26 protein-coding genes are annotated in these 22,589 nt (G+C 66.7%); 11 read left to right on the top strand and 15 right to left on the bottom strand.

Features of this window, described 5'->3' with window-relative positions; translation table 11 throughout:
* Positions 1–25: 25 nt before the first annotated feature.
* A complete protein-coding gene (locus ETX26_RS11850) occupies positions 26–472 on the bottom strand; it encodes a DUF3576 domain-containing protein (RefSeq protein ID WP_129524878.1) in 447 nt (148 codons plus the stop codon).
* A gap of 416 nt (positions 473–888) precedes the next feature.
* On the opposite strand from ETX26_RS11850, the gene ETX26_RS11855 reads away from it, so the two are divergent.
* The gene (locus tag ETX26_RS11855; protein WP_225425756.1) at positions 889–1,569 is read left to right on the top strand and encodes a hypothetical protein; all 681 of its coding nucleotides are present in this window, start codon (positions 889–891) and stop codon (positions 1,567–1,569) included.
* Between the two features lie 120 nt (positions 1,570–1,689).
* Positions 1,690–2,412, top strand: coding sequence for an acetoacetyl-CoA reductase (gene phbB / locus ETX26_RS11860; RefSeq protein ID WP_129524880.1), 723 nt, complete (start codon positions 1,690–1,692; stop codon positions 2,410–2,412).
* 9 nt (positions 2,413–2,421) lie between these two features.
* Here phbB and ETX26_RS11865 read toward each other — a convergent pair whose 3' ends face one another.
* The 4 genes from ETX26_RS11865 to ETX26_RS11880 all read right to left on the bottom strand — a co-directional run bounded on the left by ETX26_RS11865 (position 2,422) and on the right by ETX26_RS11880 (position 4,692).
* Positions 2,422–2,859 carry a hypothetical protein gene (locus ETX26_RS11865; protein ID WP_129524881.1) on the bottom strand — a complete coding sequence of 146 codons (438 nt, stop codon included), beginning with the start codon at positions 2,857–2,859 and terminating at the stop codon, positions 2,422–2,424.
* 78 nt (positions 2,860–2,937) lie between these two features.
* Positions 2,938–3,372 carry a hypothetical protein gene (locus ETX26_RS11870; protein WP_129524882.1) on the bottom strand — a complete coding sequence of 145 codons (435 nt, stop codon included), beginning with the start codon at positions 3,370–3,372 and terminating at the stop codon, positions 2,938–2,940.
* A gap of 13 nt (positions 3,373–3,385) precedes the next feature.
* A complete protein-coding gene (locus ETX26_RS11875) occupies positions 3,386–4,237 on the bottom strand; it encodes a TIGR02587 family membrane protein (protein WP_129524883.1) in 852 nt (283 codons plus the stop codon).
* An 86-nt stretch (positions 4,238–4,323) separates the two neighbouring features.
* Positions 4,324–4,692, bottom strand: a complete 369-nt coding sequence (locus ETX26_RS11880; RefSeq protein ID WP_129524884.1) for a hypothetical protein — start codon at positions 4,690–4,692, stop codon at positions 4,324–4,326.
* A gap of 212 nt (positions 4,693–4,904) precedes the next feature.
* Between ETX26_RS11880 and ETX26_RS11885 the strand changes: the two genes are divergently transcribed.
* Positions 4,905–5,147, top strand: coding sequence for a ribbon-helix-helix domain-containing protein (locus tag ETX26_RS11885; RefSeq protein WP_129524885.1), 243 nt, complete (start codon positions 4,905–4,907; stop codon positions 5,145–5,147).
* Here the strand turns inward: ETX26_RS11885 and ETX26_RS11890 are convergent.
* Complete coding sequence (locus ETX26_RS11890; RefSeq protein ID WP_129524886.1) at positions 5,137–5,367, bottom strand: hypothetical protein; 231 nt, start codon at positions 5,365–5,367, stop codon at positions 5,137–5,139. The two genes, ETX26_RS11885 and ETX26_RS11890, sit on opposite strands and share 11 nt — an antisense overlap.
* Positions 5,368–5,427: 60 nt before the next feature.
* Complete coding sequence (murA, locus tag ETX26_RS11895; RefSeq protein WP_129524887.1) at positions 5,428–6,711, bottom strand: UDP-N-acetylglucosamine 1-carboxyvinyltransferase; 1,284 nt, start codon at positions 6,709–6,711, stop codon at positions 5,428–5,430.
* 78 nt (positions 6,712–6,789) lie between these two features.
* Here murA and galU point away from each other — a divergent pair, with 78 nt between their 5' ends.
* On the top strand, positions 6,790–7,662 hold the full coding sequence (gene galU / locus ETX26_RS11900; protein ID WP_129524888.1) for a UTP--glucose-1-phosphate uridylyltransferase GalU: 873 nt from the start codon (positions 6,790–6,792) through the stop codon (positions 7,660–7,662).
* On the opposite strand, the gene ETX26_RS11905 is transcribed toward galU, so the two are convergent.
* The 5 genes from ETX26_RS11905 to glnE form a co-directional block, all read right to left on the bottom strand.
* On the bottom strand, positions 7,659–9,197 hold the full coding sequence (locus tag ETX26_RS11905) for an acyl-CoA synthetase (RefSeq protein WP_129524889.1): 1,539 nt from the start codon (positions 9,195–9,197) through the stop codon (positions 7,659–7,661). The two genes, galU and ETX26_RS11905, sit on opposite strands and share 4 nt — an antisense overlap.
* 169 nt (positions 9,198–9,366) lie before the next feature.
* The gene (locus ETX26_RS11910; RefSeq protein WP_404825316.1) at positions 9,367–10,059 is read right to left on the bottom strand and encodes a M23 family metallopeptidase; all 693 of its coding nucleotides are present in this window, start codon (positions 10,057–10,059) and stop codon (positions 9,367–9,369) included.
* 147 nt (positions 10,060–10,206) lie between these two features.
* Complete coding sequence (locus ETX26_RS11915) at positions 10,207–11,010, bottom strand: ferritin-like domain-containing protein (protein WP_129524890.1); 804 nt, start codon at positions 11,008–11,010, stop codon at positions 10,207–10,209.
* Complete coding sequence (locus tag ETX26_RS11920; RefSeq protein ID WP_129524891.1) at positions 11,007–11,480, bottom strand: peroxiredoxin; 474 nt, start codon at positions 11,478–11,480, stop codon at positions 11,007–11,009. Before ETX26_RS11920 ends, ETX26_RS11915 begins: the two co-directional genes overlap by 4 nt.
* Entirely contained in the window at positions 11,477–14,173 is a 2,697-nt protein-coding gene (glnE, locus tag ETX26_RS11925) for a bifunctional [glutamate--ammonia ligase]-adenylyl-L-tyrosine phosphorylase/[glutamate--ammonia-ligase] adenylyltransferase (protein ID WP_129524892.1), read from the bottom strand. Before glnE ends, ETX26_RS11920 begins: the two co-directional genes overlap by 4 nt.
* 107 nt (positions 14,174–14,280) lie before the next feature.
* Between glnE and ETX26_RS11930 the strand changes: the two genes are divergently transcribed.
* Genes ETX26_RS11930 through ETX26_RS14535 form a run of 3 tightly spaced genes read left to right on the top strand, consistent with a single transcriptional unit; the run spans position 14,281 to position 17,144 of the window.
* A complete protein-coding gene (locus ETX26_RS11930) occupies positions 14,281–15,966 on the top strand; it encodes a M28 family metallopeptidase (protein WP_129524893.1) in 1,686 nt (561 codons plus the stop codon).
* 29 nt (positions 15,967–15,995) lie between these two features.
* Positions 15,996–16,964: an agmatine deiminase family protein gene (locus tag ETX26_RS11935; RefSeq protein ID WP_129524894.1), complete on the top strand. Its 969-nt coding sequence runs from the start codon at positions 15,996–15,998 to the stop codon at positions 16,962–16,964.
* A 48-nt stretch (positions 16,965–17,012) separates the two neighbouring features.
* Positions 17,013–17,144: a hypothetical protein gene (locus tag ETX26_RS14535; protein ID WP_263853392.1), complete on the top strand. Its 132-nt coding sequence runs from the start codon at positions 17,013–17,015 to the stop codon at positions 17,142–17,144.
* Here ETX26_RS14535 and ETX26_RS11940 read toward each other — a convergent pair.
* Genes ETX26_RS11940 through thrS form a run of 3 tightly spaced genes read right to left on the bottom strand, consistent with a single transcriptional unit; the run spans position 17,139 to position 20,334 of the window.
* Complete coding sequence (locus ETX26_RS11940; protein ID WP_129524895.1) at positions 17,139–17,879, bottom strand: sulfite exporter TauE/SafE family protein; 741 nt, start codon at positions 17,877–17,879, stop codon at positions 17,139–17,141. The genes ETX26_RS14535 and ETX26_RS11940 overlap by 6 nt on opposite strands.
* Positions 17,873–18,340 (bottom strand): acetyltransferase, encoded by a 468-nt coding sequence (locus tag ETX26_RS11945; RefSeq protein ID WP_129524896.1) that lies wholly within the window; start codon positions 18,338–18,340, stop codon positions 17,873–17,875. The genes ETX26_RS11940 and ETX26_RS11945 overlap by 7 nt, the downstream gene beginning before the upstream one ends.
* Positions 18,337–20,334: a threonine--tRNA ligase gene (gene thrS, locus ETX26_RS11950; protein ID WP_129524897.1), complete on the bottom strand. Its 1,998-nt coding sequence runs from the start codon at positions 20,332–20,334 to the stop codon at positions 18,337–18,339. Before thrS ends, ETX26_RS11945 begins: the two co-directional genes overlap by 4 nt.
* Positions 20,335–20,728: 394 nt before the next feature.
* Between thrS and ETX26_RS14350 the strand changes: the two genes are divergently transcribed.
* The 4 genes from ETX26_RS14350 to ETX26_RS11965 all read left to right on the top strand — a co-directional run bounded on the left by ETX26_RS14350 (position 20,729) and on the right by ETX26_RS11965 (position 22,587).
* Positions 20,729–20,899, top strand: a complete 171-nt coding sequence (locus tag ETX26_RS14350; RefSeq protein ID WP_165271763.1) for a hypothetical protein — start codon at positions 20,729–20,731, stop codon at positions 20,897–20,899.
* Positions 20,896–21,504, top strand: coding sequence for a hypothetical protein (locus ETX26_RS11955; protein ID WP_129524898.1), 609 nt, complete (start codon positions 20,896–20,898; stop codon positions 21,502–21,504). Before ETX26_RS14350 ends, ETX26_RS11955 begins: the two co-directional genes overlap by 4 nt.
* Entirely contained in the window at positions 21,501–21,692 is a 192-nt protein-coding gene (locus tag ETX26_RS11960; RefSeq protein WP_129524899.1) for a helix-turn-helix transcriptional regulator, read from the top strand. Before ETX26_RS11955 ends, ETX26_RS11960 begins: the two co-directional genes overlap by 4 nt.
* A 157-nt stretch (positions 21,693–21,849) precedes the next feature.
* Positions 21,850–22,587 (top strand): alpha/beta hydrolase, encoded by a 738-nt coding sequence (locus ETX26_RS11965; RefSeq protein ID WP_129524900.1) that lies wholly within the window; start codon positions 21,850–21,852, stop codon positions 22,585–22,587.
* Positions 22,588–22,589: the final 2 nt, after the last annotated feature.

Raw genomic sequence — 22,589 nt, forward strand, 5'->3', positions numbered from 1 at the left:
GCCCCCGATAGGGAAAGTGATGAGGCTAGGAAACAGCCTGGCGGCGCAGGTCGCGCGCCTTGGTGAGGATGATGCTCTCGAGCTTCTGCACGGTCGCGGCCTGAACCGGCGCATCGACCCAGGTACCACCTTGGGAAACCTGACGGCTGGCGGCAACGCGGACGGCATCGGCGCGCAGATCCTGGTCGAGGATCGAGACGGTCAGCTTGATGCGCTCGCCGGGATTGTCGGGATTCGCGTACCAGTCGGTCACGATCACGCCGCCTGCGCTGTCTGCCTGGAGCAGCGGCGCGAAGCTCACGGCCTCCAGCGCTGCACGCCAGAGGTAGGAATTGACGCCGATCGTGGTCACCTGACTGGCGGCAAGATCCGAGGCGGGACGTCCGCCGCCGCCGCAGGCCGTGAGGCCGGCAAGCGCCAGAGTCACGAGCAGGCCGCGGGAGACATGGGAAGTAAGGCGGGTCGCGTTCATGATGATCGGGTCGTATCCTGTCAGTGTGCTCGTCCGCCTCTATAGCCCGCACGGCGCTAGCGGCAAGCGCAGCGTGGCCTCCGCGGCCTGGACGCCGGGGTTGACCCGTGAGCGCTTGAACCGCGCCTTAATCGCGCCGCGGCCTGTGTGCATGGTGCAACACCCGCACCTAATCGAGAAGCACCGCTTGTGGAAAACGCTGGTCAATCGACCGGATCGATCCTAACTTTCTTTCCGATTCTTCTGTGCGCGAGTCCCGGTGCGGGCGGATGGCGGAAAAGTCAGGAAACATTCAGGCCCGATCGGCTTGGATTGCGGGGAAACAAGGGGAAGGAAGCGCTGGAATGTCTCGGCCGCGGCACATGACACGCAAGGGTGGTTTCGCGCCCCTGTTGCTGTCGGCTGCGTGCTTGGCGTTGGCGATTCCTTCGACTGGCCTGGCGCTTGTCGGGTTTGAAGGCGGCGAGAGTGTCGCCTCGATCTCTGCGCAGTTCGCTCCCTTCACGCCCGCCTCGGTCGATCCGCAACTCGCCCGGCGAGTAGCCCAGCAAGTCGCTGCACGCGGCCAGGCGCTACGTTTCACGCCCGCCGGGCCGGCCAAGCCGCTCGACCGCACGGTGACGGTCGCCGTCCGCGTCGACGAGGATACCGCGCGCGCGATCTCGTTCCGCTCGACACTGGCCTCGATGGCCGGGGAGCCGGGCACCGGCGCCACCACGATCGCCGCAACCCGTTACAACCTCGGCGTTGCGCGCGGATACCAGAGCTTTGCCAAGGCACCCTCGCTTCCGGAGGGCGTGCGCGAGATGGACGTGCCCGATCTCGCCACCTTCAAGCCGGCCGAACGCCGCGAGGAACCAAGCCGCTTCAAGCCCCGCATTGCGTTCGAGCACGATCGCAGCGTCGGCCGCTCGCCGCGCACGCTGGAAGCGTTGGGCGAACAGTCGGTCGACCTCGGCGGCGCCTATCGCGTGACCCGCAATCTCGACGTCACGGCAGGCGTGCGACTGTCGCAGGACCGCGATCGGCTCGCGCCGCTCACCGACATGGAGCAGGACAGCCAGGCGGTCTACGTCGGCACACAGTTCCGCTTCTGATCCGGGGACACATTTGAATTCGTCTGCAAAGCCCCGCTTCCGGCGGGGTTTCTCTTTTGTGTCGCGCAAGCTTCGCGTAGACCTTCGAGACACACAAAAATCAGGCGGAGAGACAAATCCATGGCTCGCGTTGCAATCGTCACCGGCGGAACCCGCGGTATCGGTGAGGCGATCAGCCTCGCGCTCAAGGCGCAGGGGCGCACCGTGGTCGCCAACTACGCCGGCAACGACGAGCGGGCGAAACGCTTCTCCGCCGCGCACGGCATTCCGATCTACAAATGGGACGTGGGCGATCACGAGGCCTGCCAGGACGGCTGCAGGCGCGTAAGCGAGGAGGTCGGCGACGTCGACATCGTCGTCAACAACGCGGGCATCACCCGCGACGGCACGCTGCACAAGATGACCTTCGACGACTGGAACGAGGTCATGCGCATCAACCTCGGCGGATGCTTCAACATGGCCAAGGCCTGCTTCCCCGGGATGCGCGAGCGCGGCTGGGGCCGGATCGTCAACATCGGCTCGATCAACGGGCAGGCCGGGCAGTACGGCCAGGTCAACTATGCCGCGGCCAAGAGCGGGATACACGGCTTCACCAAGGCGCTGGCGCAGGAAGGCGCGCGCGTCGGCGTGACGGTCAATGCGATCGCACCGGGGTACATCGACACCGACATGGTCGCCGCGGTGCCGGAGCCGGTGCTGGAAAAGATCGTTGCTAAGATCCCCGTGGGCCGACTCGGTCAGGCGGAGGAAATCGCCCGCGGCGTGGCATTCCTTACCAGCGACGAAGCAGGCTTTGTCACCGGCTCGACCATGAGCATCAATGGCGGCCAGCATATGTACTGATGGGATGGCTTAGGGCTCGTCGCGGAAGTTTTCCCCCCAGATGGTGTAGATGAAGGTCGCCGACCAGGTGAGAACCATGAAACCTCCCAGCGAGAGCAGCATCACCAGCAAACGAATCGCGCCCTGCGCCTCCACCTGGGCGTAACCGAGCGTAACGAAGGAAATTCCGGCGACGTACAGATAGTCGGCCGCCGCTCCCCCGAAGGCTGGACCGAAAGCTCCCGTACCGGGCACGGCGGCCAGCAGCCACAACGCCAGTGCGCCGATCGCGATTTCTACAAGGTGCAGAACCGCCAACGCCCAGAACGTGACGAGGACGCGGAGATAGGGGTGGCGGCGCCGGGGCTGGCACCAGCCGATCAGCCGCAACCCTCCCAGGTGGAGCACGCCCAGCAGGGCCAGCAGCATCGCGCCGCTGGCGAGAACGACGACCTCGCTGCTAGTCATCGCCCGCCTCCAGAAAGAGGCCGATCCCGGCCCGGGGGTTGGGGCGTCGGCATGCCGCGCGCGACCGGGGGGCAACCATCACGGTTCGGCGTACCCGAGCGCGCGGACTTCCAGCCGATGCAGGCGCGGATCGTCCGCGAAGAAGAGTCCGGCGCTCCTCGTCGAGTCTCCGGGCACGTAATCGACCGTTGCGGTGCTGGTTGCGACGGCGCCGTCGGCCGCGGTCAACTCACCTTCGACCTGGACCGCCGCGGCCGTGGCGGAGGAACGATTGCGCAGCTCGACTTCGACCACGTACCCGGGTCGTACCGGTACGATCCGACGGATCTCGGCGTCGATCGCCGGTGGATCGTCGCCGGCACTCTCGAGGCCTTCCCAGCCCAGCGCCCCCAGCACCGCGAGCGTCAGGGTCAGCCCAACCGCCGCGGCGACCCATTCCAGCAGAGGCGGCCTCGACCGTTGCCGGTCGGAGCTTCGCTTTCCCGATTTCTTGCTGTTTCCGGTCTCCGCCACCGCCTTGCTCCGATCAAACCACGAGCCGCGCGATAGCCGCACCGATCGCCGCCGGAAACGCGAGCACCGCCGTCATCGATGCGATCTGCCCGAGATCCGCGCCATCCATTCGGCCGAAGGTCCACAGCACATAAAGGCTGACGAGCAGCGCCACGCCGTAGCCCGCGATCGTGTAGCAGACGAACAGGCGCCAGAAGCCGCTTCCCTCCGGTGGACGCTCCTGCCCGGCAAAGCCAACCGCATAAACGAAAGCGTGAAGCGCAAGGACCGAGACGAGCACCAGCGCAACGGCGTGCCAGGGCGACATCTTGAACCCGATCAGGACCATTTCCTCGGTCGGCGCGAGGTTGAAAGCCAGGAACAGCGCGCCAGCCACCATCAGGAACAGCTGCCACCCATAGCCGCCACGACGTTCCGCGACATCTCGCTCCTCCTCCTGTTCCTCTTCGCTCTTGCCCCTCATTTGCTGGCGCGCAATAATCGCACCGAAGCTGGCCGGAACGCTCTGCACGGCGATCTTGCCGACAATCTCTCCCATCGACATGCCGGGCAGCAGGATGCCGAAAATCGCGAGAGTGGCAGCGGATGCAATCACGCCTACCCCGTACGCCGCCAATGCATCCAGCAAATCCTCCTTCACACTCGCGGTCTCCTCGAAGCCGGAGAAGCGGGAGAGCCCCATTAGAATCGCAAAATTGACGAGCAGGAAGAGGATCAGGCGCGGGCGATCGAGATAGAAGCCGAGGAACCACATCTCCATCGTCATCAGATTCGGCAGACCGAAGATGATCGCGCCCCCGAAGGCCCGCGCCAGCTCGACGGCATATTCCCGATTGGGATGCTGGTTCGCCGCCTGGCTAGCCATGCCTCGTGTCGCGGTTCCGGAGCATCATCGTAGGGGCAGAACGGACCGACGCCGCGAGCAGTTCCTCCCAGTCGCGGCTCACACGGCTAGAAGCGGGAAAAACCGGCCAGCGGACCCATCACGCACAGCCGTCCGTCGGGGAAGACGCGGACGAGGCCGGCGAGCACCTCTTCGCTCGGCTCGCCATAGACTTCGAACGATTCCACCGTGCAATTCCCCCCGACGTTCCGGATGTAGGGATCGGACAGCTCCCAGTGCCGCAGAACGTCCTGCGAGTTCCGATAGAGTTGAAAGCTCACTGCACGCATCTGCCGCTCGTCGATGTAGGTTCGCACCATGAGCTGGGGAGCGTTCCGTTCGACGAACTCGATGGCTTCTTTCACCGCTTTCCTGAACGGATCGAGACTGCCTGGAGTGATCCCCATCACGTTGCGGAAGAGCATCTGTTCGGACACGGACCATTCTCCAGATCACCAATCGGAGCGCGATCCAGGAGCGCTCACCGCCGCGAGAATACCGCCTGGCCCCGCTTTGCACACCTGAAGGTTTCATCAGGACGAGGTCGCTCAGATATGCGCGGCGGCAACAATCCCGAGAGCGATCGCGCTGACGCCCGGGCGACAGCAACAGCCGCGCCAAATCCGCGCCGACCTGCTAGGCGGACCCCATGGCCACACCCTATCATCCGCCGCTCAAGCGCTCGATTGAAATTGCGGGGCACAAGACCTCCATCAGCCTCGAGCCGCTGTTCTGGGACATGCTGCGCGCCGCGGCGGAACGCGAGGGCGTACCGCTCAACGCGCTTGTTGCGCGAATCGATGAAGAGCGAATCCAGGCCGAGCAGCCGCCGGGGCTGGCCGGCGCGATCCGTCTGTGGCTGGTGGCCTCCGCCCTCGAGCTCAGTAGGTAGCCGGGGGATCGCTGGCGGGGAAGCTCTGGTCGCTCGCCTCGTCGGCCTTGCTCCATGCGCGCTTGGGTTTGTCGCGCATGGCTTCCGGGCCCGCGTCGCGGACGTTCCCGTCGCCCTGGTTGCCGTCGAAGGCCGCGCGGTCTTCGCCCTTGTGCTTCTCGTAGTACTTGTATCCGACGTAGCCTAGGGCGCCGAGCGCCGCCATTTTGAGCAATGCCATGATCGAACTCCTTTCCTCTCGCCAACGCGGCATCGGGCGGAAAGGTCCGCAGCGGCGAAGCTACTCATCGCCGATCCGTTCGACTTGCGCGCCGACCAGAGCAAGCTTCTCCTCCAGGCGCTCGTAGCCCCGGTCCAGGTGGTAGAGACGCCGCACCTGCGTCTGTCCCTCCGCCGCAAGTCCGGCGATGACGAGGCTCATCGAGGCGCGCAGGTCGGTAGCCATGACTTCGGCACCAGTCAGCCGCGTGACGCCGTGCACGATAGCCGTGCGACCCGAAGTTTCGATGTTTGCGCCCATGCGGTTGAGCTCCGGCACGTGCATGTAGCGGTTCTCGAAGATCGTCTCGGTCAATACGCTTGTGCCCTCGGCACGGGTGAGGAGCGCCATCAACTGCGCCTGCATGTCCGTGGCGAGGCCGGGATAGGGGGCGGTCGAGAGGTTCGTCGCCCGCAGCCGCCCGTTCGCACCGATGCGCACGCCCTTCGTTTCGTTCTCGACATGAATGCCGATGTTGCGCAGCGCATGGAGCGTCGCCTGCATCTCCTCGGCCTTTGCGCCTTCTAGCAGGACCTCACCTCCCGTGATCGCCGCGGCGCAGGCGTAAGAGCCGGCCTCGATCCGGTCGGCCATCACGCGGTAGGTCGCCCCGTGCAGCCGCCGCACGCCGTGGATCGTCAGGTCGGAGGTGCCGATGCCCTCGATCTGCGCGCCCATCGCCACCAGCAGGTTGCAGAGATCGACGATCTCGGGTTCGCGCGCGGCGTTGAACAGGCGCGAGGTGCCGTTGGCGAGAACCGCCGCCATCAGCGCGTTTTCGGTCGCGCCGACCGAGACCACCGGAAAGTCGAACTCGCCGCCGGGCAGCCCGCCGTCCGGTGCGCGGGCCCGGACGTAGCCTTGGGCGAGCTCGATCTCCGCCCCGAACGCTTCGATCGCCCTGAGGTGCAAGTCGATCGGGCGGTTTCCGATCGCGCAGCCGCCGGGCAGCGAAACGGTCGCCTCGCCCATGCGCGCCAGCATCGGGCCGAGCACGAGGATCGAGGCGCGCATCTTGCGCACCAGTTCGTAAGGCGCGACGGTCGAGGTGATCCGCGGCGCTTCCAGGGTCATCACGCGACCGAAATCCTCGGGCCGGGTGCCCTGGATCGAGGTCGTGATCCCGAACTGGTTCATCAGGTGCTGGAACCCGTCGATGTCCGCCAGCCGCGGCAGGTTGCGCAGCGTCAGCGGTTCCTCGGTCAACAGCGCGCAGGGAATGAGAGTAAGCGCGGCATTCTTCGCGCCTGAGATCGGAATGGATCCCGCCAGCCGCTTGCCGCCTTCGATGATGATCTTGTCCATGGGCGAGCGTTTAGCGTGAATCGATGCGCCCGCAAGTCGCCGGTTGCGCAGCCCCCCGTCGCTACCTATCCATTTGCCATGAGCGCACGCAAACCGATCCGAAAAGCCGTTTTCCCCGTAGCCGGCCTCGGCACCCGCTTTCTCCCCGCGACCAAGGCCATTCCGAAGGAACTGCTGCCGATCGTGGACCGGCCGCTGATCCAGTATGCGGTGGACGAGGCGCGCGAGGCGGGGATCGAGCAAATGATCTTCGTCACCGGGCGCGGCAAGACGGCGATCGTCGAGCATTTCGACATCGCCTTCGAGCTCGAGACGACAATGAGCGAGCGCGGCAAGGACCTCGGCATTCTCGAGGCGACGCGCTTCACGCCCGGCGACATCATCACCGTGCGCCAGCAGGTACCGCTCGGCCTCGGCCACGCGATCTGGTGCGCGCGCGCGATCGTCGGCGACGAGCCCTTCGCAATTCTCCTGCCTGACGAACTGATGATCGGCGAGCCGGGCTGCATGAAGCAGATGGTGGTAGCCTATGAAGAAGTGGGCGGCAATCTCATCAGCGTGCTCGAGGTCCCAAGGGAGGAAGTCTCCAGCTACGGCGTGATCGACCCGGGCGAAGTGCGTGGCGCACTGACCGAGGTGCGCGGCCTGGTCGAGAAGCCGCCCGCCAGCGAAGCACCCTCGAACAAGATCGTGTCGGGGCGTTACATCCTCCAGCCCGAGGTCATGCGCACGCTCGAGGATCAGGAGAAAGGCGCGGGCGGCGAGATCCAGCTCACCGACGCCATGGCACGGATGATCGGCGGGCAGCCGTTCCACGCGGTGACCTTCGCCGGCCGCCGTTTCGACTGCGGCAGCAAGACCGGTTTCGTCGAGGCAACGCTCGCCCTGGCGCTCGAACGCGATGATATGGGCGAGGAAGTCCGGGCGATCGCCAACCGGCTGCTCGGCTAGGCGTCCTCGCGCGCCATGGCCGCGTACTCGTCGCGCAGCTCGCGCTTGTAGAGCTTGCCGTTCGCTTCGCGCGGGAGGTCGGGGCGGAAGTCGAACTGCCGGGGCATCTTGAGCCGCGCAAGCTGCGGCGCGAGGAATTCGCGCAGCTCGGCCTCGAGCCCTGCACCCGCCTCCGCCATGTCGCGTGGCTGGATCACTGCCACGACTTTCTCCCCCAAGTCGGAATCGGGCGCGCCGATTACCGCAGCGTCCATCACCTTGTCGTGCGTGACGAGCAGATTTTCGATCTCTTGCGGGTAGATGTTCACCCCGCCGGATATGATCATGTGGCTCTTGCGGTCGGTCAAATAGAGAAAGCCGTCGTCGTCGACGTGTCCGATATCGCCCAGCGTCATCCAGCCTTCGGGATGCATTGCCTCGGCCGTCTTGTCCGGATCATTGTGGTATGTCGGGATCGTGTCGTTCTCGAAATAGATCAATCCATCGGTGCCGGGCGGTAATTCCTCGCCGTCAGGCCCGCAGACATGGATCGTGCCATGGAGCGCCGGGCCAACCGAACCGGGGTGCGAAAGCCAGGCATCGCTGCGGATCAGCGTCATCCCGATACCCTCCGATCCGGCGTAATACTCGATCAGGATCGGCCCCCACCACGCTATCATCGCCTGCTTGACGGGAATCGGACAGGGTGCCGCGGCATGGATGGCGCGCTGGTGGCTTGAAAGGTCGTAGCGCTCGCGCACCGCATCATCGAGTTTGAGCATCCGCACGAAGTGCGTCGGCACCCACTGGCTGTCGGTCACCTGGTATTTCTCGATCGCGGCCAACGCGGCCTCGGGATCGAACTTCTCCATGATCACTACGGTGCCGCCCAGCCGATGAACGGTGCAGCACCAGGCGAGCGGCGCGGCGTGATAGAGCGGGGCAGGTGAGAGGTAGACCATCTCCCCGTCCGCCGGCATCCCCGGCCCCATCACCGCCAGCATGACCAGCGCATGCGCCGCCTGGACGTCGTCGTCCTGCGGCCGCGGCGGGCGAATGCCTTTGGGCCGCCCGGTCGTGCCCGAGGAATAGAGCATGTAGAGCCCGGGGCACTGGTCGGCGATCGGTTCGGCAGGCTGCACCGCAATCGCTGCTTCGAGGGCAGCATCGCCCTCTCCGCCGAGCACGAACACGGGCAGATCGGGACATTCGCGGCGAACACCCTCGGTGACATCGGCAAACTGCGTAGAGGTGATCAGCAGCTTCGCACCGCTGTCCTTCAGGATGTAGACGATCTCGGGCGCGGTGAGGCGGGTCGAGACCGGGACCAGCATCGTGCCCGCGCGCTGCGATCCCCACACGAGCTGGAGGTAGAGCGCGTTGTTCTCCATCAGCAGGCCGAATGCATCGTCGCGCCCGAGGCCGTGCGCGCGGAGGAAGTGCGCGAAGCGATTGGCGGTGCGGTCGAGCTCGGCATAGGTGACCGTCTCGCCGGATCCTGCGATCACGATCGCGGGACGGTCGGCACGGGTTTCGGCATGGGTGATGGGATGCATCGTCGGTTTCTCTCCACTCACGGCGCCCTTCCGGCGTCTCGTTGTGATTCGAAACCTAGCTCCGCGCGCCTGCACGGCAAGAAAAAAGGCGGCGGGATCGCTCCCGCCGCCTTTTTGTCAGGCATCCTCTCCCATGCCTGCCTTCCGCCCCTCTCCCGAGGCGTGAAATCTATTCCTCGCCGCCACCCATGCCGCCTCGGCCGGTCGCCAGTGCGAAAGCCTGCTGCGCTTCGGTTTCGACCATGTAGGGGATCGGATTGACCGCCTCGCCATCGATGCGGACTTCATAATGAAGATGCGGACCGGTCGAGCGGCCGGTCGAGCCGACATAGCCAATCAGGTCGCCCTTCTTGACCCGCTGACCATTGGCCACGGCGAGCTTCGACAAGTGCGCAAAACGCGTCTGGAGCTTCGCGCCGTGTTCGATCTGGATATAGAGGCCGTAGCTGCTGAACCAGTCGGCCCGACCGACGATGCCATCGGCCGTCGCATAGACCGGGGTGCCGGTCGGCGCGGCAAGATCGACCCCCTTGTGCGAACGGCGGCCGCCGAGCACCGGATGGGTGCGCATGCCGTAGTCGCTGGTGAGCTGCGCGCCATCGAGCGGCATGCGCGAGGGAACCGAGATACCCGTGCTTGCGACCGGCTGTGCGGCGCGGTCGCCGTCCAGCGAGCGCCAGCTTGCAAAGAGTTCGCGGAACTGCGCGTCCCCGCCGACCGACTTTTGCGCGTCCTGCACAGGAGCGGTCATGTCGGCTGCGGCTGCTGCGCTGGAGTTCGCCATTGCCGGACTTGCGGCGATGGCGAGAAACGCGGCGCCTGCCGCTGCCGCGGCTTTGGCGATTCGCCGATTGCTGAGAATTGCGACCAAGATCCCGTCCTCTTGTTTGCGACCCTTGAGCCGCAGCGATCCGTGCACGCCGGGATACCCGTCACCGGCGCGAAAATTTTCTGCGAGACTGGGAACCCTCCTCCGTCTCAATGATTGGAGGCCTAACCGGGGGTGGGTTTAACTGGCAATAGCGGCGTAGAACTCTCGCGACAAACCGGCTGCCGAACGCGCCGAGTCGTTGAATGGTGGCTTCAGCGCGCCGCGAAAGTGCCTTTCCACCAGCATTTTCCAACACTTCTCAGGTATTTCGCCCGCTTCGTCACAACTTGCGATAAAATGCTTTGTGCCGAAGCGGACGTGGCGAATCTCGTCGTCAAGGATTCGCTGAAGGATTCGGGCGCCGTCTTCATCGCCCTGCACCCGCACCCGGTCGCGCGTGGCCGGGGTGACGTCGAGCCCGCGCGCCTCCAGCACCATCGGCACGACGGCGAGCCGCGCGCGCGCGTCGTGCCGCGTGTCGTGCGCCGCCTGCCACAAGCCCCCGTGCGCGGGCAGCGCGCCGTAGTGGCTGCCGAGACGGCGGAGCTTGCGATCAAGCAACGCGAAGTGCATCGCCTCATCGGCCGCGACCGAGAGGAAGTCGCTCACGAACTCGCGTCCCATCTCGCTTCCGAACCGCCCGGCCATGTCGAGCGCGAGGTCGATTGCGACGAATTCGATATGCGCGAGGGCATGCCACAGGGCGATCCGCCCGCGCTCCGACCCCGCCTTGCCGCGTTTGGGCATGCGGTTGGGCGGGAGCAGCTCGGGCCGTGCCGGCGCGGCGGGACGTTCGGGCATCGCGACATCGAACCGCCAGTCGAGCCGCCCGAGGCGCCAGCGGCGCGCGACATCCCGCGCCGCGAAGACCTTGGCCTTCGGCTCGCCGGCCAGCAGCGCGCCGCGGATTGCCGCGGCAACCGATTCACGCGTTTCGCTCAAAGCGCCTTCGCCGCCTCGAGTACCTCCTCGGCGTGGCCTTTGACCTTCACCTTGCTCCAGATGCGAGCAATCTTCCCGCCCGCATCGACGAGGTAGGTACTGCGGATCATGCCGATGAAAGTCTTTCCGTACAGCTTCTTCTCGGTCCAGATCCCGAGCGCGTCGGACAGGCCGCCGTCTTCCGCGTCGGTCGCCAGCGGGACCTTCAGATCGTGCTTGGCGATGAAGTTGCGGTGCTTCTGCGGCGAGTCCTTGCTCACCCCGAGCAGCGCGACACCGGCCTTCTCGAATTCGCCGGCAAGCGCAGTGAAGTCCTTCGCCTCGGTCGTGCAGCCTGGCGTGTTGTCCTTCGGATAGAAGAACACCACCAGCTTGCGCCCGCGAAAGTCCGAAGGCTTCACCCTGCCGCCATCGGGCGTTTCCATCGCGATATCGGGCATCGGTTCGCCGGCTTTCGGAAAGTCGCTCATTGCTCGGTCTCCAGTTTTTCTTCGAACACCTCGTGCCAGGTGGCGGCGACGCACTGCCGCGCCTTCCCCAACTCACGCAAGACCTCATCGAGGCTCTCGCACCGGCAGGCGCGGGCCAGCGCCCGGGCTGCTGCCGGCGTGGGCTGATCGAGTTCGGGGGCGAGCAGCCGGCCCGCCACGAGCAGACGCGTCATCATCCGCTCGGCCTCCGCCATTTCACCGGGCAGGCTCCCGCGCTCGGTCAGGCCGGGGATGGCCTGCCCCAGATCCGGCAGGATGCAGGCCTGGTCGCGCAGTTGCAGGTAATGGATCAGGAACTCCAGATCGACCAGCCCGCCGCGTAGCAGCTTGGCATCGAGCGGTCCGCGCGCGGGCTTGTTGGCGGCCATCTCGCTGCGCATTCTCAGTACGTCCGCGCGCAGCCGTTCGGGATCGCGCGGACGCAGCAGAACGTCGGCGATGATGCTTTCCAGGGCCGATCGTGCTTTGGGCGAGCCGATCAACGGCCGCGCGCGGGTGAGCGCCATATGCTCCCAGGTCCAGGCATCCTCGCGCTGGTAGCGGGCAAAGCTGTCGAGGCTGACCGCAAGCGGCCCCTGTGCGCCTTGCGGGCGGAGGCGTGTATCGACCTCGTAGAGTGCGCCTTGCGCCGTCGGCACGCTCAGTGCGCCGCCGACTCGCTGCGCGAGACGATTGAAGTAGAGCGTCGCGCCAAGCGGCCGTGTACCGTCGGATTCGGCGCCGTGATCGCCGGTGAAGAGATAGACGATGTCGAGGTCGGACGCATGCGTCAGCGCGCCGCCGCCGAGCCGCCCGAGGCCGAGCACCAGCAGTTCTCCGCCCGGCACGACGCCGTGCTTGACCGCGAAATCGTCCTGCGTGGTGCGTGCGGCAATTTCCAGCGCAGCCTCGGCGGTTCGCGACAGTGCGGCCGCGATATCGAGCGGATCGTGCTCGCCCTGAATAAGCTGCACGCCGAGAGCGAAGCGCGTCTCGCCGGTCACCACCCGAATCCGGTCGAGCGCGCGCTCGTAGTCGTCGCCGGTCTCGCCGCGCGCCATCCGCTCCGCCAGCGCAGGAACATCGCCGGGCAGGTCGAGCGCACTCTTGTCGATCAGCGCATCGAGCAAGGCCGGACGCCGCGCAAGTTCCTCGGCAAGTGGCGGTGCAAGCGTCAGCACCCCGATCAACTGGTCTAGCAGCGCGGGGCGCGCGTCGAGCAGGCGGAACAGGTTGATCGCACTCGATGCCTTGGCGATCAGTTCCTCCCACAGCAGCAGCGCGCGGCGCGGATCGGGCGCTTCGGCCAGGGCATTGAGCAGGCGGGGGAGCAGCGCGTCCAGCGAGGCGCGCGCCGCTTCGCTGCGCAACGCGCGGATATGCCCGTCGCTCCAGTTCGCGATCCGTTCGGCGAGCGCCTCCGGCTCCCCGAAACCGAGTCGTTCGAGCCGGGCGGGCAGGCTCTCGCTCTCGGCCGGCGATCCACCGCCACCGCCTGGCCGGTCGAGCAGCCGGTCGAACCGCGCCGCAACCTCGGCACATAGCGGCGTCAGCTCCGCCAGCAGCGCGGCGCCGTCTGCCAAACCGTCGAGCCGCGCGACGCGGTCGAGTGCTTCGCCATCGGGCAGGGTATGCGTCTGATGGTCCTCGAGCATCTGCAGCCGGTGCTCGACGACCCGCAGACGGTCGTAGCTGCGGCCGAGGAGCTCGGCATCCTCGGGCGCGACGAGACCGGCCGCAGCCAGCGCATCGAGCGCGGCGCGGGTCTGCCGGACACGCAAGGAGCGGTCGCGCCCGCCGTGGATCAACTGATGCGTCTGCGCGAAGAACTCAATCTCGCGGATCCCGCCCCGGCCTTGCTTGAGGTTGAAGCCGGGCGCGGGCTCCGTCGGCCCCGAATACCGGTCGCGGATGCGCGAGGTCAGCCGGCCGATCTCCTCGATCGCCCCGAAATCGAGGCTCCGCCTCCAGACGAAGGGGCGGATGGCGGCGAGAAAGTCCTCCCCCTGGTCGATGTCACCCGCCGCAGCGCGCGCACGGATATAGGCCGCGCGCTCCCACGCCAGCGCCGAGCTCTCGTAATGGCTGAGCGCGCCATCAAACGAGATCGCCAGCGGGCTCACCTCGGACGCCGGGCGCAGCCGCAGGTCGACCCGGAAGACGTAGCCTTCCGCGCTGTTGGCCGAGAGCATCTGCACGATCTCGCGGGCATAGCGCTGCGCCGCTTCCCCCGGCTCGTCGCGAGCGCGGCGGGGCAGCGTGGCCGGATCATAGAGCAGGATCGGATCGATGTCGGAACTGTAGTTGAGCTCGCCCGCGCCATGCTTGCCGAGCGCAAGGGCGCTGAACCCCGCCGGCGCAGCGCCCTCGACACGGCGCGCGATCGCCTCCGCTATCGCCCGGTCAAGCGCACGGTCGGCCAAGTCCGACAGTTCGGCCATGACTCGCGCGAGCGGGAAGGCTCCGGCGAGGTCGCCCACCGCCAGCGCCGCCGCCAACCCCAGCCGCTCGCGCCGCAGGGCGATCTCGCAAGTCGCCGCGCCCGCACTCGCCTCGCGGGCCCAGGCGAGTGCCACCTCGCCGTCCCCATCCCGCAGCAGCGCTTCGAGTTCCGGCTGCCGGTCGAGCGCGCGCGCAAGGAAGGGTGCGTTGGCACGAGCCCGCGCGATCGCATCTTGCCAGTCGCCCGTCATGTCCGCTCCCTGCCCGGAGTGCACACCATGCACAAGGACGGGTTGCCGCGACGCGCGCGACCTGCCAAGTTTTGCGGCAACCGCAGTCTTGAGAGAGAGTTTCGCAAATGATCCGCCGAATCCTAGCCGCCACCGCCGTGCTGGCGCTCGCCGCGTGCAATGTTGCCGTGGGCGATCCCGAGGGCGACACGGCACTCGACATCCCTGAGGTCGAAGTGCCGGAAATCTCCATCGAAACGATGAAGGAGGCGACACGCACGCTCTCGTCCGACGAATTCGAGGGCCGCCTGCCAGGCACCGCGGGCGAGGAGAAGACCGTCGCCTATATCGCCGAGCAGTTCGAGAAGGCCGGGCTCGAGCCGGGCAACAATGGTAGCTGGTTCCAGGACGTGCCGCTGGTCGAGATCACCGGACGCGATTTCGCGCCGCTGACCGTGAAGGCCGACGGCGAGACGATGAACTTCGATTTCGGCGACGACTGGGTCGGCGTCTCCTACCGCGAAACGCCGACGACCAAGATCGAGAACAGCGAACTCGTCTTCGTCGGGTACGGCATCAATGCGCCGGAGAAGAACTGGAACGACTACGCCGGGATCGACATGACCGGAAAGACCGCGGTCATCCTGGTCAATGATCCCGACTATGAAGCGACAGCGCTGGAAGGCACGTTCAACGGCAAGGCGATGACCTACTACGGCCGCTGGACCTACAAGTACGAGGAAGCCGCTCGCCAGGGCGCGACCGGCGCGATCATCGTGCACGATACTTACCCGGCGTCGTACCCCTGGACGACGGTGAGGAACAGCTGGTCGGGCCCGCAGGCCTATGCCCAGCGCGAAGGCGGGGGGGCCGACCAGACCGTGATGAACGGCTGGGTGCAGAAAGCGGTCGCCGAGCAGATCCTCGAGGCGACCGGACGCGACCTGGCCGAGCTTTCGGCCGCCGCGAAGAAAGAAGGCTTCAAGCCCGTGCCGCTCGGTGCGACGATTTCGACCGCGTTCGAGAATGACACGCGCACCTTCACTTCGAAGAACGTGATCGGCGTTCTGCCAGGGGCGAAGCGCCCCGAGGAATATGTGCTCCACACCGCGCACTGGGACCATCTCGGCCGCTGCGCCCCCGGCGAGGAGGACGAGATCTGCAACGGCGCAATCGACAACGCGACCGGCACCGCGGCGCTGATTGCGCTGGCCGAGGCGCACGCCAAAGTCGGTCCGGCCGATCGGAGCCTGGTGTTCCTCGCCGTCACCGCGGAAGAGCAGGGTCTGCTCGGTTCCGAGTACTACGGCGCCAACCCGGTTTTCCCGCTCGAACAGACGGTCGGCGGCGTGAACATGGACGCGCTTTCGCTCGCGGGCCCGGCAAACGACGTGACCGTCGTAGGGCCGGACAAGTCGCAGCTCGACGATTTCCTGACCGCGGCGCTGACCGCCGAAGGACGTGTAGGTACCCCCAACCCATCGCCCGAGGCCGGCTACTATTATCGCTCCGACCACTTCAGCATGGCCAAACGCGGATTGCCGATGCTCTACGTCGACGGCGGGCAGGATCTGGTCGAAGGCGGCACCGAAGCGGGTGAGGCCTACGAGGCGCGCTACCGCGATACGGCCTATCACGCCGCGGGCGACGAGTACGACGAGAACTGGGACTGGTCCGGCGTCGAACAGGACCTGCGCCTGTTCTATCGCCTCGGCCGGATGATGGCGATGTCGACCGCATGGCCCAATTGGCGCGAGGGCGACGAATTCCGCCGCATCCGCGACGAAGCCTGCGCCGCGGACGGCGGCTGCTGACCGCCACCGCCCATTCGGAGCGACTTTCGATGGCTATCTCGATGCCCCCCGAATGGGCGCCGCAGGCGTGGCTGTGGATCGGCTTCCCGCACGATGCCGACGAGTGGCCCGGCTATCTCGGCCGTGCACAGGAGCAGATCGCGGCTTTCGCCAACGCGGTCGCCGAAAGCGGCCAGGAGGTGCGCCTGCTGGTGCGTGACGCGGCAAACGAGGCGCGCGCACGCTCGCTCGTCTCGGGCGCGGTCAAGCTCGAGCGGCGCAGCTTCGGGGACGTGTGGCTGCGCGACACCGGACCGCTCGTCCGCACGGACGGTTCGGCGCTGCGCTGTCTGTTCAACGGCTGGGGCGGCAAGTACCTGATGGAAGGCGACCAGACGATCGGTGCGGAGCTTGCGCAGGAGGCGGGGCTGCCCGTCGCCGGAGCGGACTGGATTCTCGAAGGCGGGGCAATCGACGGTGACGGAACCGGGCTCGTCGTCACGACCGAACAGTGCCTGCTCAACCCGAACCGCAACCCGGAACTCTTGCGCGAGGAGATCGAGGCGCGGCTCGCACGCGATCTCGGTTTCGATCGCGTGCTATGGCTCGGCGAGGGACTGATCAACGACCATACCGACGGGCATGTCGACAACCTCGCCCGATTCGTTGCGCCGGGGCGTCTTGCGCTGCCGCGCGCCACGGGCAGAGACGATCCGAACGCGGCGATCTACGCCGATGCGAGGGACCGCGCGGAAGCGTTTGGTGTCGAGGTGGCCGAGATCCCCTCGCCCGGGCTCATCACGCGGGGCGATCTCGTGGAGCCGGCCAGCTACGCCAACTTCGCAATCACCACGAACCTCGTCGTCGTGCCGACGTTCGGCTCGATCCACGATGCGGACGGCGTCGCCGCCATCGCCGCGCTGTTTCCCGACCGAGCGACCATCGGCCTTCCCGCCGATGCGGTGCTCGCGGGCGGCGGCGGCTTTCACTGCGCCAGCCAGCAGATGCCGGCGCTTTGATCCGGTCTTTAACGCTTCCTTAGCGGCCGGCGGCGCAGGTTTGGCTGCATGGCATGTGCGATCGCTCTCGCCCGCAGGAACGGACATCGCGCGATCGACGCGCTGCGCATGGCCGTAGTGGCAGGATGCGCGCTGGCGCTGATCGCGGCGGACGCCGCGTTGCCGGGCTTGTCCCTATAGCAGCTTGATCAGCGCGGCGATCGCCGCTGCTGCCAGCACCACGGCCACGAAGATCCGCCATGTGGCGTCGGCGATCCGGCCGAACGCAAGGCTCCCCAACCAGTTGCCGAGCAGCACAATAGGCAGAAGCGCCGCGCCCAGCGCAAGCTGACGCCAGTGCAGCTCTCCCAGGAGGGCGCCCGAAGCAAGTCCGGCTCCCGAAGCGAAGGTGAAGATCAGGATCATCGACGCCTTCGCCATTGCCCGCGGTATCGCCCGCCCGACGTAGTACGGGACCACGGGTGGGCCTGGCATTCCGGCGAAGCCGGTCAGGAACCCGCTTGAAAGCCCAGTCAGCGCGGTCGTCGCCTTGCCCGGAAGATCGGCCGGGCGAGACGGGAGCAGGATGGCTGCAAATGCGGAGAGCGCGACCAGCGCGATCAGGAGCCGCGCGAGCGGCGCGGGGGTGGCAGAGAGCACGGCCAGCCCGGGAAGCGTCGCGAGGAGGACCAGGCCGGCAATGACCCAGGCGGAGCGCTCGGCATGCTGACGCAGACGTCTGAACTCGCTGAGCCCGAGCAGCAGCGAGACGGTATTGGTCACCAGCACCGCCTCCACCGGCGTGAGCGCCAGCGCGAGCACCGGCACCAGCAGGATCGCCATGCCGAACCCCGTAAGCCCGCGCACGAACGCCGCGCCGAATCCGCTCGCCAGCGCCACCGCGATCTGAAGCAGGGTGAAATCGGCGATCAGCATTCCTCGCTCGACCGGTTGCCCATGCCTCCCGCGTAGCGCAACCGGACGAGCGGATAAGGGCGCCCTTGCGGATCGGTTTCCGATCGCCCGATCCGCACGAAGCCGCGTGCCTCGTAGAACGGCAGCGCATTGCTGGCCTGCTCGCTTGCCTCGACCGTCGCATGCGGCGACAGAGTGAGCGCGTGCTCGACCAGGGCCGTGCCATAGCCCTTCCCGTGCACCGCGGGATCGACGAACAGCGCGTCGATCTCCTCACCCTCCATCACGAGGAATCCGCGAACGTGTCCGTCGCCATCCTCGGCGAGCCACAGCTCGGCCCGAGGCAGGAACTGCTCCGCCACCATGCGGTCGATCTCGAGGCGATCCTCGGGCGTCAGGAAGCCATGCGTCGCATCGACCGCCGCACGCCATATTTCGAGCGCGCGCGGAACGTCCGCCGGCGATCCTCGGCGGATCTTCACCGCAGGTCGGGCGGGGTCGCGGCCTCGCGAAGCATCGCGATCGCCTCCTCGAGCGGCATGACCTTCTGCTGCTGCTCGCCGAGCGTGCGGACCGCGACGGTGCCCTCATCCGCCTCGCGCTTGCCGACGACCAGCAGGTGGGGGACCTTGGCCAGGCTGTGCTCGCGCACCTTGTAGTTGATCTTCTCGTTGCGAAGATCGCTCTCGACCCGGATACCCGCCGCTTCGAGCTTGCGAACGGCGTCTCGCGCATAATCGTCCGCATCGGAAACGATCGTCGCCACGACCGCCTGTGTGGGGGCGAGCCATGCCGGCAGGCGGCCCGCGAAATGTTCGATCAGGATGCCGATGAAACGCTCGTAGGAGCCGAAGATGGCGCGGTGGAGCATGATCGGGCGGTGCTTCTCCCCGTCCTCCCCGATATAGCTCGCGTCGAGCCGCTCGGGCAGGACGCGGTCGGACTGGATCGTGCCGACCTGCCAGGTGCGGCCGATTGCGTCGGTCAGGTGCCATTCGAGCTTGGGTGCGTAGAACGCGCCTTCCCCCGGGAGCTCCTCCCAGCCGTACTCGTCCGTGGCGAGCCCCGCCTCGATCACCGCGCTGCGCAGTTCCGCCTCGGCGAGATCCCAGTCGGCATCCGATCCGAAGCGCTTTTCCGGCCGCAGCGCGAGCTTGATCTCGTAGGTGAAGCCGAAGTCCCTGTAGACCCGGTCCGCCAGCTCGCAAAACTTGCGCACTTCCTCGACGATCTGGTCCTCGCGGCAGAAGATGTGCGCATCATCCTGCGTGAACTGGCGCACGCGCATCAGCCCGTGAAGCGCGCCGTGCGGCTCGTTGCGGTGGCAGCAGCCGTTCTCGTAGAGGCGCAACGGAAGGTCGCGGTAGGACTTGATGCCCTGCTTGAACACCAGCACGTGCGCCGGGCAGTTCATCGGCTTGAGGGCCATCCACTCGGCCGCGTCGGAGACCAGCGGACCCTCGTCCTCGACGTTCGGCACCTCGTCGGGGATGACGAACATGTTCTCGCGGTATTTGCCCCAGTGGCCCGACTGTTCCCACTGGCGCGCGTCCAGCACCTGCGGCGTCTTGATCTCGCGGTAGCCGGCGCCGTCGATCGCGCGGCGCATATAGGCCTCGAGCTCGCGCCACACGCGGTAGCCCTGCGGATGCCAGAAGACGCTGCCGTGCGCCTCCTCCTGCAAGTGGAACAGGTCCATCTCGCGGCCGAGCTTGCGATGGTCGCGCTTGGCGGCCTCCTCCAGCTTGTGGAGATGCGCATCGAGCTGCTTCTTGTTGAGCCAGCCGGTGCCGTAGATGCGCGTGAGCTGCGCGTTGCGCTGGTCGCCGCGCCAGTAGGCGCCGGCCACACGCATCAGCTTGAATGCCTGCGGGTCGAGCTTGCCGGTGCTGGCGAGGTGCGGACCGCGGCACATGTCGAGCCAGTCCTCACCCGACCAGTAGACCGTCAGCTCCTCGTCCTCGGGCAGTTCCTTCGCCCATTCGGCCTTGAAGGTCTCACCTTCGGCTTCCCACTTCTCGATCAGCCGTTCCCGCGTCCAGACCTCGCGCCGCAGCGGTTTGTCGGCGCGGATGATCTCACGCATCTTCTCCTCGATCGCGGGCAGGTCGTCCATCGAGAAGGGCTCGCGCGTGTCGGGCGCCTTCACATCGTAGTAGAAGCCGTCGTCTGTCGCCGGACCGAAGGTGATCTGCGTGCCCGGCCAGAGCGCCTGGACCGCTTCGGCCAGCACATGGGCGTAGTCGTGGCGGACGAGTTCGAGCGCCTCTTCCTCGTCACGGGCGGTGATCAGCGCGAGGTCCGCATCGCGCTCCAACGGCCGCATGATGTCGCGGACCTCCCCGTTCACGCGCGCGGCGAGCGCGGCCTTGGCGAGCCCGGGCCCGATCGCGGCGGCGACGTCAGCCGGCGTCGTTCCGGGCTCGACCTCGCGCACCGAACCGTCGGGCAGGCTGATCTTGAGCAGTTCCGTCATCGTTTCGTACCGTCCTTTGGCGCGGCGCTGTGAGCGCCCCCTTTGCGGTCGCCCATGGCACAGCGCAGCGCGCCCTTGAAGAGCGGCGTTGAGGTTGATCGCAATTTCGGGAGGAACGCCGCACCGCCCGAAACCGGGCGGCGGCGGATCGCGTCAGACCGCGACCGACCGCCCCCGGGGAGCCCGGGTGGTGGTAGTCGTGGCAGTGATCCGCAGCGCGTTCATGACAGGCGAGATAACCGCGAAGGATTAACGGTTCAAGTCACTGATCCCTTGCAAAAGCCCGGCGCAGACCCGGGTTGTTGACAAGCTCACGCGCCATCCTGTCATGGTCGCTTGACAGACGCACGTCCGGTGTCTAATCTGCTTTACATTCTTGCAATGGAGCTTGACCATGAGTGCTGCACGACCATTCTTCTGGGCCCTTGCCGTGATCACCGTCGCGGTGCTCAACATCGTCGGAGTCCTGCCCGACTGGACCACCATCGCAGCCATTTTGACGCTCCCCTTCTTCGCCGCCGTGACGCGCAGCCGGTGCGGCAGCGCATGCGGAGAGGCCCGGTGACTGCCGAAGTCACAGGGCGTGGCGGCCGCTCGCGCTGGTTCTGGGCGGGAATGATGTTCGCGTCGTTCGGGGCGATCGCCGCGCTCAGGATCACCGATGCGATCGGGGAGCCGACCGGATTCATCCTGCTGGCCTGCGCCATGCTGCTGATTATTCCGCTTACCCGCGCCGGCCTTGCGCATCAGCGGACTACCGGTCACCTCAGCCCGGCGGTGGTGCGCTACACGCGGCGGTTCACGGTCGCGTCGCTCGGCTACATGCTCGGCCTCGGCATCGCGATCACGCTCAACGAACGAATGGAAGTGTCCGGCGCCGGCGCGTTCGCGATCGCCCTGCTGCCGGTGCTGCCGATCTTCGCCATGATCTGGGCCATGGCGCGCTACCTGATCGAGGAGGACGACGAGTTCCTGCGCCACCGTGCCACGATGGCCTCGCTGTTTGGGCTGGGCTTGGTGCTGGCGGTGGGCAGCTTCTGGGGCTTCCTCGAAACCTTCGGTGTGGTGCCGCACGTCTGGGCCTGGTGGACCTTCCCGGCCTGGGCGATCGGCATGGGGATCGCGCAATGCTGGATGAGCTGGCGCGATCGGGCCGGGGCCGAATCATGAAGAATCGGCTCAAGGTCCTGCGCGCCGAACGCAACTGGAGTCAGCAGGACCTCGCGCAGCGGCTCGAAGTCTCCCGCCAGAGCGTGAACGCGATCGAGACCGGCCGCTACGACCCGTCGCTGCCGCTCGCGTTCCGTATCGCGGCATTGTTCGAAATGCCGATCGAAGCTATATTCGCGCCCGATTGAGAGAGAGCCATGACGCACATCGCCACATTGCTGCTTGCTTGTCTCGCGCTTTCCGCTTGCGGCGACCGTGCCGAGGAGCCGCCGCCGCCGTTCGACGTGCCCGACGTCTATTGACCCCGGTTGCCATGCTCCACACGTTGGGGGCATGGCTTTGGGCATGACCGACATCCAGCATCACACAATGCCCGATGGGCGCCGCGTCGCGTTTCGCCTGCATCCAGGCCCCGGGCCGGCGATCGTGTTCCTGCCGGGCTATATGTCCGACATGGCCGGCGGCAAGGCGACGGCAGTGCTCGACTGGGCGCAACGCAACGCCCGCGCCTGTCTGCTCCTCGACTACTCCGGCTGCGGCGAGAGCGAGGGGGACTTCGCGGACGGTACGCTTTCGCGCTGGCGCGAGGAAGTGCTCGAGCTGATCCACGCAAAAGTTCCGGGGCCGGTGATCCTCGTCGGCTCGTCGATGGGCGGGTGGCTGATGCTCCTTGTCGGCGAAGCGCTCGGCAGCCGGCTCGCCGGAATGGTCGGCATTGCTGCAGCACCGGACTTCTCCGACTGGGGTTTCGACGAGGCGCAGAAGGCCGACCTGCGCGACGGGCGCACGATCTACGAAGAGAACCCTTACGGCCCCGAACCGACGCCGACGCATGCGAAATTCTGGCAAGATGCCGAGAGGCTGCGCCTGCTCGGTCGCACGCTTGCGATCGATTGTCCCGTGCGTCTGCTCCACGGCCAGCGCGATGCCGACGTGCCCTGGGAAGTGAGCCTTCGCACCGCCGGCGCGCTGCGTTCGGACGATGTACAGGTGACACTGGTCAAGGACGGGGACCACCGTCTCTCGCGCGAACAAGACATCGCCTTGCTGTTGCGGACGGTGGCCTCGCTCCCCAACCAGTGAAC

The sequence above is a fragment of the Pelagerythrobacter rhizovicinus genome (assembly GCF_004135625.1).
Classification (GTDB): domain Bacteria; phylum Pseudomonadota; class Alphaproteobacteria; order Sphingomonadales; family Sphingomonadaceae; genus Pelagerythrobacter; species Pelagerythrobacter rhizovicinus.